Here is a 14,250-nt window from a genome sequence, read left to right on the forward strand (position 1 = left end):
CCCCCGTCGACGCCTGGTCGTGCCCGCCGCCCCCGCCGTACGTCCGGACGCGCCTGCCCCGAGGCGATGTACCCGATACCGCTTGCCGGGGCGTGATGTTCCGTGACGCCTCCGGACCGGAGCAGCCCGCCCTTCCCCGAGGAGATCGACATCGCCTTCCACGACGGCGTGCTGGGCCGCATGCGCAGTCGTGCCGTCGGACGGCCGCGGCCGGACATGCCCGAGGTCGTCCTCGTGCAGGGCATGGGCGTGGCCGACTACCTGCTGCCCGGGCTGGCCACCCTCGGCCGGTGGACCCGCGCGCATCTGCTGGAGCTGCCGGGCTTCGCGGGCAGCGGGGATCCGCCGCACGAACTCGACGTGCCGGAGTTCGGCCGCTCGGTCACGGACTGGCTGCGGTCGCGGGGCCCCGCCCGTACCGTGCTCATGGGTCACTCGAGCGGGACCCAGGTCGCCGCACGCGCGGCGACGGCCGCACCGAACGTCGTCGCGCTGGTGCTGGCGAGCCCCACCGTCGACCCCTTCGCGCGCACCCTGCCACGGCTGCTGCTGCGCTGGCGGCTGGACTCGCGGTACGAGCCCTCCGGACTGTCCGAGTCGCACCGTCCGGAGTGGAAGCGGGCCGGACTGCGGCGCATGGTGCACATCGCGCGGGTCCATGCCGAGGACGACCTGGAAGACGCCGTCGCCCGGCTGCGGGTGCCCCTGCTCGTGATCCGCGGCCGGGACGACCGGATCAGCACCCCCGAGTGGGGCAGGCGGCTCACCACACTGGTGCCGGACGGCACTTATCTGGAAGTGCCGGGTGCGCACACCTTCCCCTGGCCATTCCCGGATGCCTGGTCCGAGCCGGTACGGGAGCTGGCCGCAAGGGTCCGGTGAGCCGGCCGGGGCCGCGCGGCAATCGCTGATCAGCCTGCGGACCCGCCGCCGACCGCCGGCACCGCGTCGTCGATCCGCTCGGCGAGGTCGAGGTCGAGCGGGGTCACGGCCTGCACGGGACCGTCCGGCGTCCGCATGCTGCGGGGGCGATGACCGAGGTCGTCGGCGGCGAGCTCGACCTGGGTCAGCAGCAGCTGAACGCGGTCGGCCGGCAGCGCGACCGTACGGGACAGTTCACCGGCGTCACCGGACCAGCCGGGACGCTGCCGCAGCGCCGCGGCGATCTCCTCCTCGCCGAGCGGGGCCGGTGCTTACGTGGCGCGGCTGGACCGTTCCGGAAGCGGATCCGGCTCCGCGAACAGCATCCCGAACTCGTCCGGCAGGGCGCCTTGCAGTTCCGCCTCCAGGGCCGTGTCCTCGGCCGTGAGCCGGCAGACCACTGTCCGCGCCAGGAACAGTGCCTGCTCCAAAGTGGCGTCCACGGGCCGGGCCACATCGGCCAGCAGTTCGTCGAGCCGCATCGCGGAGTCGTCCGCCGCCTCGCCGCCGTACGTCAGCGCCCCGCGTTCATGGGCCGGCACGGCCTGGCGCAGATGCTCACGGCACGGCGCGTCCAACCGACTGCTCAGCGCCGCGAGAACCAGGTGCACGGCCGCGTCGGCGGCCTCCGTGTCGTCGAGCCGGGCCCGCGACGCCACCTCTTCCACCAGTTGCCGATGGCTGATCATGCTGCCTCCCGCTGGTGAGGACGGGGTCATGCCCAAGGGATCTGGGGCGGCCTTGAGGGCCGCGTTTCCACGGGTGCCCGTGGGACCGACGCGTACACGGGATGACGGGACCGCCGTACGCGGCCCACGCCGAAGTCTCCGCGACGCGCGGCACATATCGCGGTGAATCAGCCATCACGCTGACGAGCAACCGCCAGGTCCGCAGTCCTCACCTTCCCCGGCGGTCGATGGCGCAGTGGTCGTCGTTGCGGATTCCGGGTAGGGATCGATCATGCAACGGATCACGGCGGAGGTCTGCGGCCGGCCGATGGTGGCCTGCCGGATCGCCGGACGCAGGCCGCCGGTGGTGTGTGTCCACGGTGCCGGGGTCTCCAGCCGGGAGTTCCAGCCGTTCATCGAGGTCCTCGGCCATCGCCACGACGCCTGGACCGTCGACCTCCCCGGATTCGGCGCCAGCGCCGGCCCCCGCCACCCGCTGGGGTTGCGGGCGCTGGCCGACGCGCTCGCGGAGTGGCTGGCCGCCGTCGGCCTCGGCCAAGTGGTGCTCCTCGGCGGATCCTTCGGCTGTCAGGTGGCCGTCGATGCCGCCGTCCGGCATCCGGACCGCATCGCCGGACTGGTCCTTGTGGGACCGACCCTCGACCCGGCCGCCCGCGGTTTCCTCCGACAGCTGCTGCGCTGGCTGCGCAACGCGCCCCACGAGCGCGTCTCGATGGCACCGCTCAACCTCGCCGATTACCGTGACGCGGGCGGGCGCCGCATCGCCGGCGCGTTCACCGAGTCGCTGCGCGACCGGATCGAGGACAAGCTGCCCCACGTCGTCGTGCCGACGCTGGTGGTGCGCGGGGCGCAGGACCGGATGGTCCCCCAGGAGTGGGCGGAGGAGGTGACCCGGCTGCTGCCCGCGGGACGGCTGGCCATGGTGGAGAGGTCCGGCCACATGGTCCCCTACCGGCAGCCGCACTCGCTGGCCGCGCTCGTCACCGATTTCCTGGCCCACGAATGCGCGGCGGCCGGCGCGGGCGACCGGCCGGGGTCGCAGGAGCAGAGGTCGGCGACATGAAGGCGTCCAAGGCGGTCGCCTCGTTCGACTCGGCCACCGGCATGCTGCGTGCCTTGTCGCGTTTCCTCGCGGGGCGGGACACGCCGGCCCTCGGCACGCTCCCCGCCGCCTTCGAGCTGCCGCTGTCCGGCGTGCTCGGCGCCCTGAACCGGCTGCCGATCGCGGCCCGGGAACGGGTGTACGCGGCGAGCGGCTGGGCGGAGGCCATCCCGCGGCACCGCGTCGGCGACGTCCGTTCGGAGGCACTCGCCGAGTGGGTCACCGGCCACTACCCCCGGCGCCGCTACCCAGTGATCTTCATCGGATCCGCCAACGGCGCCCTGGTGCACCTGGCCGCCGCCCTCGATGCGGCCTGGCTGCCGCAGACGCTGCTGCTGCCGGTCCGCCGCCGCGGCGTCGCTCCGGACGATCCACGCGGCGACCTCGCCGCCGTCCACGAATCCGGCCGGGCGCTGCTCGCGGCCAACCCCGACCTCGTACTGCACCACATGCACGATCCCAACCAGGACCGCCTCATGATCGCCGGCATGACGTACTTCCGGGTCAAATGGCGCCGGATCCCCCTCGCCTACCGCCGGTTCATCCGCGACCGTCTGTCCCCCGGCGGCCTGCTCGTCATCGCCGACTGCACGCTGCGCTGGCCCACCACCAGGATCGACGACCGGTACGTGTTCCAGTTCGGCGCTCTCGGCGACGCCACCCCCGAGGAATACCATCAGGGCGGGCCCCGCGTCGCCGACCTGCTCGCCCGCTACGGCGCCCCGGCGCGCCGCTGGGACCCGCCCGCCGCCGACGGCGAGAGCCCGGAAGCCGAATGGGGCCTGGATCCGGCGCTGCTCGATGACATCCGTGCCTACGCCGGACAGCACCGGCTCGATACACATCTGCTGCGCTTCGACACACCACAACGGCTCAGCCCCGCCGTGGCCGACCTCCACCGAGCCTGGTACGCCGAGCGCGGCCTGCCCACCGGACGACTCCTGGTCGAGTCGTTCCTCCTGCTCGAACCCTGGTGGACCCTGCGCACCGGATCGGTGCCGTACTGGACCGTCTTCGGCACGGAGGCGTCCCGCGCGGGCCTCGACTCCTACCTGGACGCCTCCGCCCCCTACGACGAGATCCGGATCCTGCTGTTCAACCACGGCACCGACTCCATCGGCCTGGCCCACGCGCAGGACTGGCAGCGTACGGCCGCCCGCGCCCGCAAGATCGGCCTCCTGACCGGCGTGGATGCCGCCGCATACCCACGCGACTTCGCCGGCTTCGTCCGCTCGCACCGGGAACTGACCAAAATCCGCACCCGCTACCCACTGCCTCTACCGCTCGCCGCTGCCGACGCGGTCACGGCACTCACCGCCCGGGACGACATCGTCTGGCGTCCGGTGCGATGAATCGCCCAGCACGGCCTCATCATGCACTGTCACAGTGGCCGGCCGTGGCAGACGTCGAGACTGAGTAGGCCGTTGATGTCGTCCTGGTCGTGCCCAGGCAGCGCGCCGCTCTCCTCAAGGGCTGGATCACGCGCCCGCGGCGTGTCGGGCGTGCGCGTGTGCGTGCACATCGATGCGTGCAGGCGAAGTCGAGTGTGAGGACTCCTCGGCGGATGGCACATGAGGCGTCGCGACGTCGTTCGCCGGACCCTCCGTACCCGCTGTCGCGCCCCCGCTGGCGACGGGTCCCTTCGCCACGGGGGACGCACGGTGGCCGAACAGGACGGCTGCCAGTCCCAGCACGCTCCACAGGGCAAGGACAGCGATGTGGCCCGCGCTGTCATTGCCGTCGAAGTAGGCCGTACCGCGCACGAGGCTCGCGCCGGCGCCCGGCGGCAGCCACTGGCCGATGTCGTCAACCGCCTTGGGCAGCAGCTCTGGTGCGGATGTGCTGCCGGAAAACGGGTTGCCGACGAAGACCATGAGCACCGCGCTCAGCCCAAGCCCCACCGAACCCACCAGCGCGACTGCCCCGGCAGTGGTGGCGCTGATGGCGAAAATGGTGAGTGCCAAGGAAGCCCAGGTCGCCAGATGGTCGTGCGGCAGTGCGCCGAGGAAGCCCTGGGCAACCACGTAGACCCCGAGGGCCGCCGCTGCGCTCATCACGATCAAGGCCATGAGACGGGACACGGGTCGCAGCCGCAGTGACATCGCGATGACCAAGGCGATCATGATGCTGCAGATCGTCAGCGGCAGAAGCGCCGAGCTGAAGACGACGCCGCGGGGGTCATCTGCCGAGGTCTGAACGACATCCACGGTCCCCACTCGGATCCGCGCCGGCTTTTCGGCGCCGGCTTTGCCTCGCTTGGAGCGAGCGGACGTGCCGTGGGCAGCTGAGGCAGCACGGGCCGCGGCCGCCTTGGACGCATGGGCGGCCATTTGCCGCCCCGCCTTGCCCAGCAACTGGGCGACGGTCGGGCTCGCGGCGGTGGACTCCAGCACGGTGAGACTGCCGGAGGTGACGACGAAGGCACCGTAAACGTCCCGCTCCCTGATACCGGAGCGCGCCGACGCCTCGTCGGGGTAGAGACGGAAGTCAAAGCCGCCCGGCTCGCTGTGAGCCAGGCCCTCGACCGCGCCCTGGCTTGCCGTACTCGTGCCCACGATCCCCACTGGCAGGTCGCGCGGCGCAATGCGCGCCGCAGGCCACGCATAGGCCATCACTGCCAGTGAGATCACCAGCGGCAATGCCACTGCCATGATGGCCACACGGCGCCATGACTGGTTTCCCGCCAACGGGGTCTTCACGGTCTTGCCTCCAAAAAAGAATGATCGTTCTCCAGGAATCCAGTCTGCTAGGCTCGCCGACAGCGAGTCAAGACGAACATTCGTTTTTCTTTGGAGAGGATGCCCTCATGCCCAAGGTGTCCCAGGAGTACATGGACGCTCGCCGTACCCAGATTCTGGATGCGGCCCGACGATGCTTCCTGCGCGACGGATTCCACTCGACGTCGATGCAGGATCTGTTCGCAGAGTCCGGACTCTCGGCGGGCGCGGTTTACCGGCACTTCGCGAGCAAAGACGAGATGATCCTGGCTATCGCCGAAGAGAACATGCGTGAGGTCGTGACGCTGGTTCACACCGTCGCCACAACTCGGCCGAGGAGTTCCGTAGGGGCGGTCATCGCTGACCTCCTCGATCTCGTGTCAGCTCGATCCGCGGAACACGATGTCGCGAGGCTGGCGGTGCTGGCCTGGTCCGAGGCCCTGCGAAACCCCACGCTGGCAGGGCAGTTCAGCACGCTGCTGACCCAGATGCGCTCCGACCTCGCAGAGGTTGTGCGCGAGCACCAGGAAAATGGCGCCCTGCCCGAGGAGGTGACTGCCGAGTCGATCGCCGGCGCGCTGGTCTGCTTCCTACCCGGCTACATCCTCCAGACGGCCATGCTCGACCCCACGCTCGTGGAGGGGGTCGGCGACGCGGTACGGGCTCTGTGGCCGGATCCGGCCGCGCGCTGACCGCCTATGTCGTCGGACGAGCAAAACCGACCACCCGGCGACACCGATCAGTCCTGGGTTGAGGGTCCGGTACAGAAGATCAGCGGCCGTGGCGGCCGCCATCGGCATTCCGCCGTGATGCAGAGTCAGGACCAGAGCCGCGTCGAGAGGGCCAAGTCCCGCGGGCAGCAGGGGCAGAGCCGATACGGCCGTCATCGCGGCGACGTAGGCGAGCAGCACCTTGTCCGAGGCCGGGGCCGAGCCCACCGCATGGCACACGGCGAGCACACACACGAGATCGCCGGCCCAGTTGATCAGGGCAGCACCAAGCCCCAGAACCCAGAAGCGAGCTGGAGGCCGCATGGCGGCCAACTCCCCCAGCAGGCCATCGGCCGAGGTCTGCCCGCCCTTGCCGCGCCGCAGTCCCTGCCACACACGAAGCAGGGCGCTCACCGGCCGGCGCAGCACATGGGTGCGCCGGACGAGCGCGAGCGCGGCGACGGTGACGGCACAAGCCGCTGAAAGTTGAATGGCCGCCCCTGCCAGCTGGGCACTGTCCCCGGCCAGAGTCCCGCCGATTCCAGCAAGCAGGACAAGTGCGACCGCGCACAGAACACCGGTGACAGCATGGGTGAAGCCGATCAAAGGCACACTGGCACCCCAGGTACGCATACGCCGTGTCCGGTAGGTGATCGATACCAGGCTGCCGCCGGGCAGAGTCGCGCTGAGAGCGTTCCCGGCGAACACGGCGGAAACCGCAGCGCGCAGTCCCACTCGCAGCCCGCCCGTACTCAGCGCCAGACGCTGCAGCCGGGCGAAGGCCGCCATCGACACCATCTCCGCGGCGACGGCCAGCAGGAACCAGGCGGGTTGAGCGTGGGACAGCTGGTGTGCCGCACGACGCGCGTACGGCGCGACAAACACCAGCTCGGTACACAACAACACCACGACGGCGCCCATGGTGAGTACGACGCGTGGTCGAGAGCGTGACCGGGACGTGCATCCGTCGTCCGCGTCCACCTGTTCCGCCCCGGCCTTCGCCCTCGAAGCCGCGATCCGGTCGTGTCCACGCTCGCCCGGCTCGGTCTGGTGCGCGCTGCTCATCGCTGCACCGTGCCTGAGCGCTGCGCTGAGGTCGTTGCCGTGTTCCTCATCAGCACCTGGGGGCAGCCCGAAAGAATAGATCATGGTGAGTCACCTGGAGGGAGTCTGTGTGGCGCACACAGGCTGCCGCCACCCCCTTCCCGGAATGATCGTTCTCTTTTTCACCGCCCATCCTGCAGGCTCCGATGGGTCCCAGTCAAGACGAACATTCGTTTTCTTTGCGCGACCGACGACACGGCATCGGGGGTTGTAAAAAATAATCGTTCGTTTTACTTTCAGGAGGCGGGCGTCAGGGGACAGCCGCCCGCAGCCCGCCTTACTGAGCAAGGGAGGCGGGCGGCCCCGTCCCCGCGAGAGGCCGTAGCGGACATCGCGGGGCGGGGCCCTTTCATGCCGGCGCGGTCCCACAGCGGTGGGACCGACGGGTTCAGGAGAGCCAGTCCGTGTAGTGGGTGGGGGCGATGCGGGCGTTGTCCCCGGCGGTGAGGACGTCACCATGGACGACGGCGTACATGCCGGCGCTGTCATTGGTGATGACGGAGCGCCCGTCGCCTTTGGCCGCGAGGGTCAGCCGGCCGATTTCGTCGAGCGGGTAGACGTCGGGTCCGGCGATGTCGAGGACGCCGTTGAGCGGGGTGCCGGCGGCCACTTCGGCGACGACACGGGAGACGTCCGCGGCGGCGATCGGCTGGAGCGGCGTACGCGGCAGACGGACGGTCTCACCGTCGGTGGTCCAGGACAGGATCGCCTCCACGAACTCCATGAACTGCGTGGCGCGGACGATGGAGTACGGAATCGGGCCGGCCTTGAGGATGTCCTCCTGAAGCATCTTGGCCCGGTAGTAGTCCAGTTCGGGCACCTGGTCCACGCCGACGACCGAGAGGATGACGAAGTGTCCGACGCCGCCTTTCGCGCTCGCGGCAAGAAGGTTGTCCATCGACGTCCGGAAGAAGGCAGGCGAGGTTTCGCCGAAGGTCGGGGAGTTCGTCAGGTTGATGACGACATCGACGCCCGCCACGGCTTCCTCGACACCCTGGCCGGTCACGAGGTCCACGCCTGTGGCCGGGGAGTGCGGCACGGCCTGGTGGCCGGCCTCGTCGAGGATCTCCACGACCCGTGACCCGATCAGCCCGGTTCCGCCGATGACCGCGAATTTCATGGTGTCGTCCATCTCCCGATGGTTATGTCCAATATGTAACTTTATGCACCAAACATGCCCTCGCAAGGCGCGGAACCAGGCGCCGCGATCCTGCGTGACCACGGCACCGCTGAAGGCGAGCGGACGGCGTGGGCTTTCCGGGCACGGCACCCGACTCCAATTTCCAATTGGTTAGAATTCGGTCATACAGGAAGGTGGGCGATCTTGGACGTCTATGAGGCGGTCAGGAGCCGACGGGCGGTGCGCGGATTCACCGACCGGCATGTCCCGAGGGAGGTGCTGGAGCGCGTACTGTCCGCCGCGGCTTGGGCGCCGTCCGGATCGAACCTCCAGCCGTGGCGCGTGTACGTCCTGACCGGTGGGCCGCTGGCCGAGCTGAAGAAACTCGCCGGCGAGCGCGTGGCCGCAGGCGACCCCTGGGACGAGCGGGAGTACGAGATGTACCCGCCCGCACTCAAGTCCCCCTACCGCGAGCGCCGGACCGCCTTCGCCGAGCAGCGCTACGGCGCGCTCGGCATTTCGCGCGAGGACGGGGAGGCGCGCCAGAGAGCCGCCGCCGCGAACTGGGACTGTTTCGGTGCGCCCGCCGCCCTGTTCTGCTACATCGACCGCGACATGGGCCCGCCCCAATGGGCCGACGTCGGCATGTATCTGCAGACCGTGATGCTGCTGCTCCGTGCCGAAGGGCTGCACAGTTGCACGCAAATGGCGTGGTCGGTGTATCGCAAGACCGTCGCCCAGGTCCTGTCGCCCCCGGATGGGCTCATCCTCTACTGCGGCATGGCGATCGGGGTTCGAGGACGGCACGGTGGGCTACGCCCGTACGGGCCGGGCACCGCTCGAGGAGACGGTCACCTTCGTCCAGGGCTAGCCGGTCAGTGGAGTGAGCCGGGAGCACATGCAGACACGCGCCGTTCGGTGCAGGCTGACAGTGGAAGTGGCACCCGTGCAGGCTCCGGCAGGAAGGGAGCGCGATGGAGATCAAAGGATCAGTCGCCCTGGTCACGGGAGCCAACCGCGGCATCGGCCACGCCTTCGCTCGCGCGCTGATCGACCGCGGAGCGGCCAAGGTCTACGCCGCCGTCCGCGATCCCGAGAGCGTGACCGACGAGGACCTCATCCCCTTGCGTCTGGACGTCACCAAGGCCGATGAGATCGCCGCCGCGGCAGCCGTCGCGAGGGATGTCACCATCGTGATCAACAACGCCGGTGTTGGCGGCTTCACCACCAGGCTCCTGACGGGCTCCCTCGACGGCGCCCGCCTGGCGATGGAGATCAACTACTTCGGAACCTGGGCGGTTTCCCGGGCCTTTGCCCCCATCCTGGCCCGCAACGGCGGCGGCGCACTGGTGAACATGCTGTCGACCGCCTCCTGGGCCTCACGGCCGGACTACCCCGGCTACGCGGCCTCCAAAGCGGCCCAGTGGTCGTTGACGGGCGCGCTGCGGGAGGGCCTGCGCGAACAGGGGACGCTCGTGGTCGGCGTCCACGCCGGTTTCGTGGAAACCGACCTCAGCTCCTTCACGGACGCACCCAAGATCAGCGCCGCCGACGTCGCGGAGCAGACCATGGAAGCCCTGGCCGGCGACCGGGTCGAGGTCCTCGCCGACGAGCGGAGCAGGCAGGTCAAGCACTCTCTGTCGCAACCACTCGACCGCTGAGGCCGGCGGATGATCGGCTGACAGAACACCGCGAGCAGTCGCCGACCCCATCTCAACCTGTGCGCCGAGGAGATCAGGCGCGCGCGTGAGCAACTGGTCGGCCTCCTCCAGGGATTCAGGCCCCTTTCCCCCTCAGCTCCCCGGGGCGGTCGCCGTGCGAGCGTCCGGGTCTCCGCCCATGCTGGAGGTGAGGGGGGTGTGACAACGGAGGAAGTGGTCACGATGCGGACCGTTGTCGACCTCACGCGGTGCCAGGGGTATGCACAGTGCGTGTTCCTCGCGCCGGAGGTGTTCGAGCTGCACGGCGAGGAAGGGCTGCTGTACGCCACGGCCGTGCCCGACGATCAGGTCGAGCGGGTGCGCCAGGCCGCGGCGGCGTGTCCGGTGCAGGCGATCCTCCTCGGAGAAGAGGTGAGGGCCGGTGCCCGGTGATCTGAAAGACGGCCGCATCGTGATCGTCGGCGCGTCGCTGGCCGGGCTGCGAGCCGCGGAGGCATTGCGCGACGAGGGCTTCACCGGCTCACTGACCGTGGTCGGGGACGAACCCCGTGCGCCCTACGACCGGCCGCCGCTGTCCAAGCAGGTGCTGCTCGGGCAGGCGACGGCGGACACCACCGAGTTGCCGATGCGCCGCGACCCGGACGCCGAATGGCGGCTGGGCGTACGCGCCACCGGTGTGGATCTGCTCGCGAAGCGGGTGCAGTTGGCCGACGGCGAGTCGCTGCCGTACGACCGGCTGCTGATCACCACCGGCACCCGGGCACGGCCCTGGCCCAACGTGGAGGAAGCCGCCCTGGACGGGGTGTTCACCCTGCGCACGAGCGAGGACGCCGCGGGGCTGAGCGAACGGCTGGCCGCCGGGCCGGAGCGGGTACTGGTGATCGGCGGCGGTTTCACGGGCTCGGAGATCGCCTCCGCCTGCCGGGAACTGGGACTTCAGGTCACGGTCGCCGAACGCGGCCCCGCGCCCCTGGTGGGTGCGCTCGGCGCCACCCTGTCGAAGCTCGCCGCCGTCATGCAGCGCAACCACGGCGTGGACCTGCGCACCGGGGTGACGGTCACCGCCCTCGACGGAAACGGCGCCTTCACCGGCGCGCAGCTCTCCGACGGCAGCCGCGTCGGCGCGGACGTGTGCGTCGTGGCGCTCGGTGCGATCCGAAACGTCGAGTGGCTGGCCGACTCCGGGCTGGCGGCGGGCCCGCGCGGCATCGCCTGCGACGCCGGGTGCCGGGCCTTCAACATGTACGGGATCGTCACCGACGACGTCTTCGTGGCCGGTGACGTCTCCCGCTTCCCCCACCCGCTCTTCGGCTACCAGATGCTCTCCCTGGAGCACTGGGGCAACGCGGTCGAGCAGGCCGAGGTGGCGGCCCACAACATGGTCAACCCGGGGCCGCTGCAGCGCCCGCACCTGTCCATCCCGGTCTTCTGGTCGACCCAGTTCGGACTCAACATCAAGTCGGTGGGCGTCCCCACCTACTTCGACCACATCGTCATCGCACAGGGCTCCCTGGAGGCGCGCCGGCTGGCCATGGTCTACGGCTACCAGGGACGGGTCACCGCCGCCGTCACCGTCGACATGGCCAAGTCGCTCGACTACTACCGGCAACTGATCGAGACGGCCGCTCCGTTCCCGCCTCCGCCTGGCGCCGCCGACCGGGCGATCGCGGCCGACATCACGATCCCCTCCGAGGTGCCGGACCCGTCGGTGCTGTCCCACGGCCCGACCGTCGCACTCACCGGTCACCTTCCCGACCGCCGGCTGACGGTGGTGTGACCCACGTCCCGTACAACGACGAGGAGCCGTCATGGACTCCGAGACCTTGCTGGCACGGATCACCGACTACGCCAGCCGCCCCGACCCCTACCCGCTGTACGCGGAGCTCCGCGAGGCCGGCCCGGTGGTGTGGCAGGCGGGCGGCAACTGTCTGGTCGGCGACTACCACCAGATCGCCGCTCTGCTGCACGACCCACGGATGAGTGCCGACCCCCGCACCCGCGGGGAAGTGACCCACAAGCCGCCGTTCCTGCGGCTCGACGACCCCGAACACCACCGGCTGCGCACCCTGGCCATGCGCCCGTTCGGCCCGCCGCACAGCCCCGCCCGGGTCGACGGCATGCGCGGTGAGATCGACCGGATCACCAGGGAGCTGATGACGTCCTTCGAGGCGGGCCGGCGGATCGACATCGTCGACGACTTCGCCTACCCGCTGCCCGTCACCGTGATCTGCCGCCTGCTCGGCGTGCCCCGCGAGGACGAGCCGCTCTTCAGTGCCTGGTCCAACGCCCTGGTCGCGGCCGCCGACGTCAGGCCCGACGAGGACACCACCGAGACCGACAAGGCCGGCGACCAGGCGCGGATGGAGATGGGCGGCTACCTGGTGAACCTCGCCGAACAGCGCCGCGGCAGGCCGAGCGACGACCTGCTCTCCGCCTTCGTCAACGAGCCCGACCCGGCCCTGCGGCTCACCCAGGACGAACTCGCGCAAACCGCCGTACTGCTCCTCATCGCCGGACACGAGACCACGGTCAACCTCATCGCCAACGGCGTGCTCACCCTGATGCGCCAGCCCGACCGGCTCGACCTCCTGCGCCGCGAACCAGACCTGATGCCACGCGCGGTGGAGGAACTGCTGCGCTACGAACCACCGGTCCACATGCGCGAACGCATCCCCACCGCCGACATCGACCTCGGCGGCACCACCATCCCCCGGGGCACGTCCGTCATCCTGGCCCTCGCCTCGGGCAACCGCGACCCCAAGCGGTTCCGCGACCCCGACCGGTTCGACCCCACCCGCCCCGACAACCAGCACTTCGGCTTCGGCAGCGGCATCCACCTCTGCTACGGCGCACCCCTCGCCCGCCTCGAGGCCCAGGCCGCACTCGGCGCGCTGCTCCCTCACCTCGGCACAGCACAACTCGTGGAGGACCCACCCCCCTACCGCCAGAACGCCATGCTCCGTGGACCCCGCCACCTGCCCATCCAGCTGTGAGGCCGCGCGGCCCGGCTAGCCGGGAACGGCCTTGGCCCAGCCCTGGTTGACCGTCTTCCTGGCCTTCTCCAGTTGCTCGTCCGTCGGGAACTGCGGCGTTCCCTCGACCGACGGCAGTCGTGCGGCGGCGGCCTTGTCGAGGGTGCCGTTCTGCTTCATGACGTCCATGAGCACCGGGCGGGCGTAACCGACCAACCGGAGGTTCTGGCCCTCTGGGCTGAAGAGGTACTCCTGCCACAGGCGGGCAGCCGCCGGGTGCGGGGCGTTCTTGTTGATCGCCAGCGCGAAGTACTGGGCGAAGCTGCCGTCGAAGGGGATCGCGACCTGCCAGTCGACGCCCTTGTGGCGGAGCTGGTCGGCGTAGTGGAGGTTGATGTAGTCCCAGTTGATGCTGATGGGGGTCCGGCCGTCCTCGACCGTCGCCTTGGTGGAGTTGAGGCGGTTGAAGTTGCCGGTCTTGTTGAGCTCGGCGAAGAAGTCGAGGCCCGACTGGATGTTGTCGAACGACCCGTTGTTCGACAGCGCGGCGGCGTAGACGCTGTCGAAGGCGGTGGCCGACCGGGTCGGGTTTCCTTCGAGTGCGACCATGCCCTTGTAAGCGGGCTTCAGCAGGTCGGAGAAGGTCTCGGGACAGGTCTTCACCCGGTTGGCGTCGCAGCCGATGGAGATGTAGCCCCCGTAGTTGTTGGACCAGCGGGCTTTCGTGTCCTTCTGGTTCACGGGGATCGAGTCGTATTCGGTGACCTTGTACGGAGCGAGCAGGTTCTGCTGGGCCGCGCTCCGCGCGAACGTGTCGCCCACGTCGATCACGTCGAGGGCTGTGGGCCTGCTCCCCCTCCTCTTGACGGCGTCGATCTCGTCCTCGCTGTGGCCGTGCGGATCGTCGACCGTGACCTTGATCCCGTACTTCTTCTCGAAGCCGTCGATCAGGCCGCCGTAGTTGGCCCAGTCACGGGGCAGCGCCATCGCTCTGAGGCTGCCCTCCCCTTTGGCTGCGGCGATCAGTGCACGCATGCCGCCCGCGTTCGCGGCGGAGGTGGCCAGCGACGGCTTCTGGGGTCCGGTGCTCGGTGGGTGCTCGCAGGCGCCCAGGGCCAGCGCCACGAGAGCGGAGCAGCCGAGGGCGACCGCTGCTCGGGCACGGGGTGTGGTCACCACTGCTCCTGGGGTAGGGGGATTCGGTTGTCGCCGAGGCCCGTCGCGCCTCCTGCTTCCCTTGGTCGCCTGCGTCCG

Annotated in this window: 13 protein-coding genes and 1 pseudogene; 9 read left to right on the plus strand and 5 right to left on the minus strand. The window is 69.9% G+C overall.

Features of this window, described 5'->3' with window-relative positions; genetic code table 11:
- Positions 1-102: 102 nt before the first annotated feature.
- Positions 103-882: an alpha/beta fold hydrolase gene (locus ACQPXS_RS04625; RefSeq protein WP_433447170.1), complete on the plus strand. Its 780-nt coding sequence runs from the start codon at positions 103-105 to the stop codon at positions 880-882.
- A gap of 311 nt (positions 883-1,193) precedes the next feature.
- Here ACQPXS_RS04625 and ACQPXS_RS04630 read toward each other — a convergent pair whose 3' ends face one another.
- A complete protein-coding gene (locus tag ACQPXS_RS04630; protein ID WP_433447172.1) occupies positions 1,194-1,610 on the minus strand; it encodes a DUF2267 domain-containing protein in 417 nt (138 codons plus the stop codon).
- 271 nt (positions 1,611-1,881) lie between these two features.
- On the opposite strand from ACQPXS_RS04630, the gene ACQPXS_RS04635 reads away from it, so the two are divergent.
- Both ACQPXS_RS04635 and ACQPXS_RS04640 read left to right on the plus strand, forming a co-directional pair.
- A complete protein-coding gene (locus ACQPXS_RS04635; RefSeq protein ID WP_433447174.1) occupies positions 1,882-2,673 on the plus strand; it encodes an alpha/beta fold hydrolase in 792 nt (263 codons plus the stop codon).
- Positions 2,670-4,064 (plus strand): hypothetical protein, encoded by a 1,395-nt coding sequence (locus ACQPXS_RS04640; protein ID WP_433447176.1) that lies wholly within the window; start codon positions 2,670-2,672, stop codon positions 4,062-4,064. The genes ACQPXS_RS04635 and ACQPXS_RS04640 overlap by 4 nt, the downstream gene beginning before the upstream one ends.
- A 126-nt stretch (positions 4,065-4,190) precedes the next feature.
- Here ACQPXS_RS04640 and ACQPXS_RS04645 read toward each other — a convergent pair whose 3' ends face one another.
- Positions 4,191-5,411 carry an ABC transporter permease gene (locus tag ACQPXS_RS04645; RefSeq protein WP_433447178.1) on the minus strand — a complete coding sequence of 407 codons (1,221 nt, stop codon included), beginning with the start codon at positions 5,409-5,411 and terminating at the stop codon, positions 4,191-4,193.
- A 107-nt stretch (positions 5,412-5,518) separates the two neighbouring features.
- Here ACQPXS_RS04645 and ACQPXS_RS04650 point away from each other — a divergent pair, with 107 nt between their 5' ends.
- Positions 5,519-6,121 carry a TetR/AcrR family transcriptional regulator gene (locus ACQPXS_RS04650; RefSeq protein ID WP_433447180.1) on the plus strand — a complete coding sequence of 201 codons (603 nt, stop codon included), beginning with the start codon at positions 5,519-5,521 and terminating at the stop codon, positions 6,119-6,121.
- Here ACQPXS_RS04650 and ACQPXS_RS04655 read toward each other — a convergent pair.
- Together ACQPXS_RS04655 and ACQPXS_RS04660 are read right to left on the minus strand one after the other, a co-directional pair.
- Entirely contained in the window at positions 6,020-7,288 is a 1,269-nt protein-coding gene (locus ACQPXS_RS04655; protein WP_433447182.1) for a lysylphosphatidylglycerol synthase transmembrane domain-containing protein, read from the minus strand. The genes ACQPXS_RS04650 and ACQPXS_RS04655 overlap by 102 nt on opposite strands.
- 343 nt (positions 7,289-7,631) lie before the next feature.
- Positions 7,632-8,363: an SDR family oxidoreductase gene (locus ACQPXS_RS04660; RefSeq protein ID WP_433455708.1), complete on the minus strand. Its 732-nt coding sequence runs from the start codon at positions 8,361-8,363 to the stop codon at positions 7,632-7,634.
- Between the two features lie 204 nt (positions 8,364-8,567).
- On the opposite strand from ACQPXS_RS04660, the pseudogene ACQPXS_RS04665 reads away from it, so the two are divergent.
- The 5 genes and pseudogenes from ACQPXS_RS04665 (at position 8,568) to ACQPXS_RS04685 (ending at position 13,017) form a co-directional block, all read left to right on the plus strand.
- A pseudogene (locus ACQPXS_RS04665) lies at positions 8,568-9,234 on the plus strand (nitroreductase).
- A 103-nt stretch (positions 9,235-9,337) separates the two neighbouring features.
- Positions 9,338-10,024 carry an SDR family oxidoreductase gene (locus ACQPXS_RS04670; RefSeq protein ID WP_433447184.1) on the plus strand — a complete coding sequence of 229 codons (687 nt, stop codon included), beginning with the start codon at positions 9,338-9,340 and terminating at the stop codon, positions 10,022-10,024.
- A 222-nt stretch (positions 10,025-10,246) separates the two neighbouring features.
- Positions 10,247-10,456, plus strand: coding sequence for a ferredoxin (locus ACQPXS_RS04675; protein ID WP_351801883.1), 210 nt, complete (start codon positions 10,247-10,249; stop codon positions 10,454-10,456).
- Positions 10,446-11,801 carry an NAD(P)/FAD-dependent oxidoreductase gene (locus ACQPXS_RS04680; protein ID WP_433447186.1) on the plus strand — a complete coding sequence of 452 codons (1,356 nt, stop codon included), beginning with the start codon at positions 10,446-10,448 and terminating at the stop codon, positions 11,799-11,801. Before ACQPXS_RS04675 ends, ACQPXS_RS04680 begins: the two co-directional genes overlap by 11 nt.
- Positions 11,802-11,832: 31 nt before the next feature.
- On the plus strand, positions 11,833-13,017 hold the full coding sequence (locus ACQPXS_RS04685) for a cytochrome P450 (protein WP_433447188.1): 1,185 nt from the start codon (positions 11,833-11,835) through the stop codon (positions 13,015-13,017).
- 15 nt (positions 13,018-13,032) lie between these two features.
- On the opposite strand, the gene ACQPXS_RS04690 is transcribed toward ACQPXS_RS04685, so the two are convergent.
- Positions 13,033-14,172, minus strand: a complete 1,140-nt coding sequence (locus tag ACQPXS_RS04690; RefSeq protein WP_433447190.1) for an ABC transporter substrate-binding protein — start codon at positions 14,170-14,172, stop codon at positions 13,033-13,035.
- Positions 14,173-14,250: the final 78 nt, after the last annotated feature.

The organism is Streptomyces sp. CA-142005 (assembly GCF_050942335.1).
In the GTDB taxonomy this organism is placed as follows: domain Bacteria; phylum Actinomycetota; class Actinomycetes; order Streptomycetales; family Streptomycetaceae; genus Streptomyces.

Bases quoted from the DNA above. Each gene is read 5' to 3' on its own strand.
- ACQPXS_RS04630 (WP_433447172.1), bottom strand. From the start codon at position 1,610: ATGATCAGCCATCGGCAACTGGTGGAAGAGGTGGCGTCGCGGGCCCGG.
- ACQPXS_RS04635 (WP_433447174.1), top strand. From the start codon at position 1,882: ATGCAACGGATCACGGCGGAGGTCTGCGGCCGGCCGATGGTGGCCTGC.
- ACQPXS_RS04640 (WP_433447176.1), top strand. From the start codon at position 2,670: ATGAAGGCGTCCAAGGCGGTCGCCTCGTTCGACTCGGCCACCGGCATG.
- ACQPXS_RS04650 (WP_433447180.1), top strand. From the start codon at position 5,519: ATGCCCAAGGTGTCCCAGGAGTACATGGACGCTCGCCGTACCCAGATT.
- ACQPXS_RS04655 (WP_433447182.1), bottom strand. From the start codon at position 7,288: ATGATCTATTCTTTCGGGCTGCCCCCAGGTGCTGATGAGGAACACGGC.
- ACQPXS_RS04660 (WP_433455708.1), bottom strand. From the start codon at position 8,363: ATGAAATTCGCGGTCATCGGCGGAACCGGGCTGATCGGGTCACGGGTC.
- ACQPXS_RS04670 (WP_433447184.1), top strand. From the start codon at position 9,338: ATGGAGATCAAAGGATCAGTCGCCCTGGTCACGGGAGCCAACCGCGGC.
- ACQPXS_RS04675 (WP_351801883.1), top strand. From the start codon at position 10,247: ATGCGGACCGTTGTCGACCTCACGCGGTGCCAGGGGTATGCACAGTGC.
- ACQPXS_RS04685 (WP_433447188.1), top strand. From the start codon at position 11,833: ATGGACTCCGAGACCTTGCTGGCACGGATCACCGACTACGCCAGCCGC.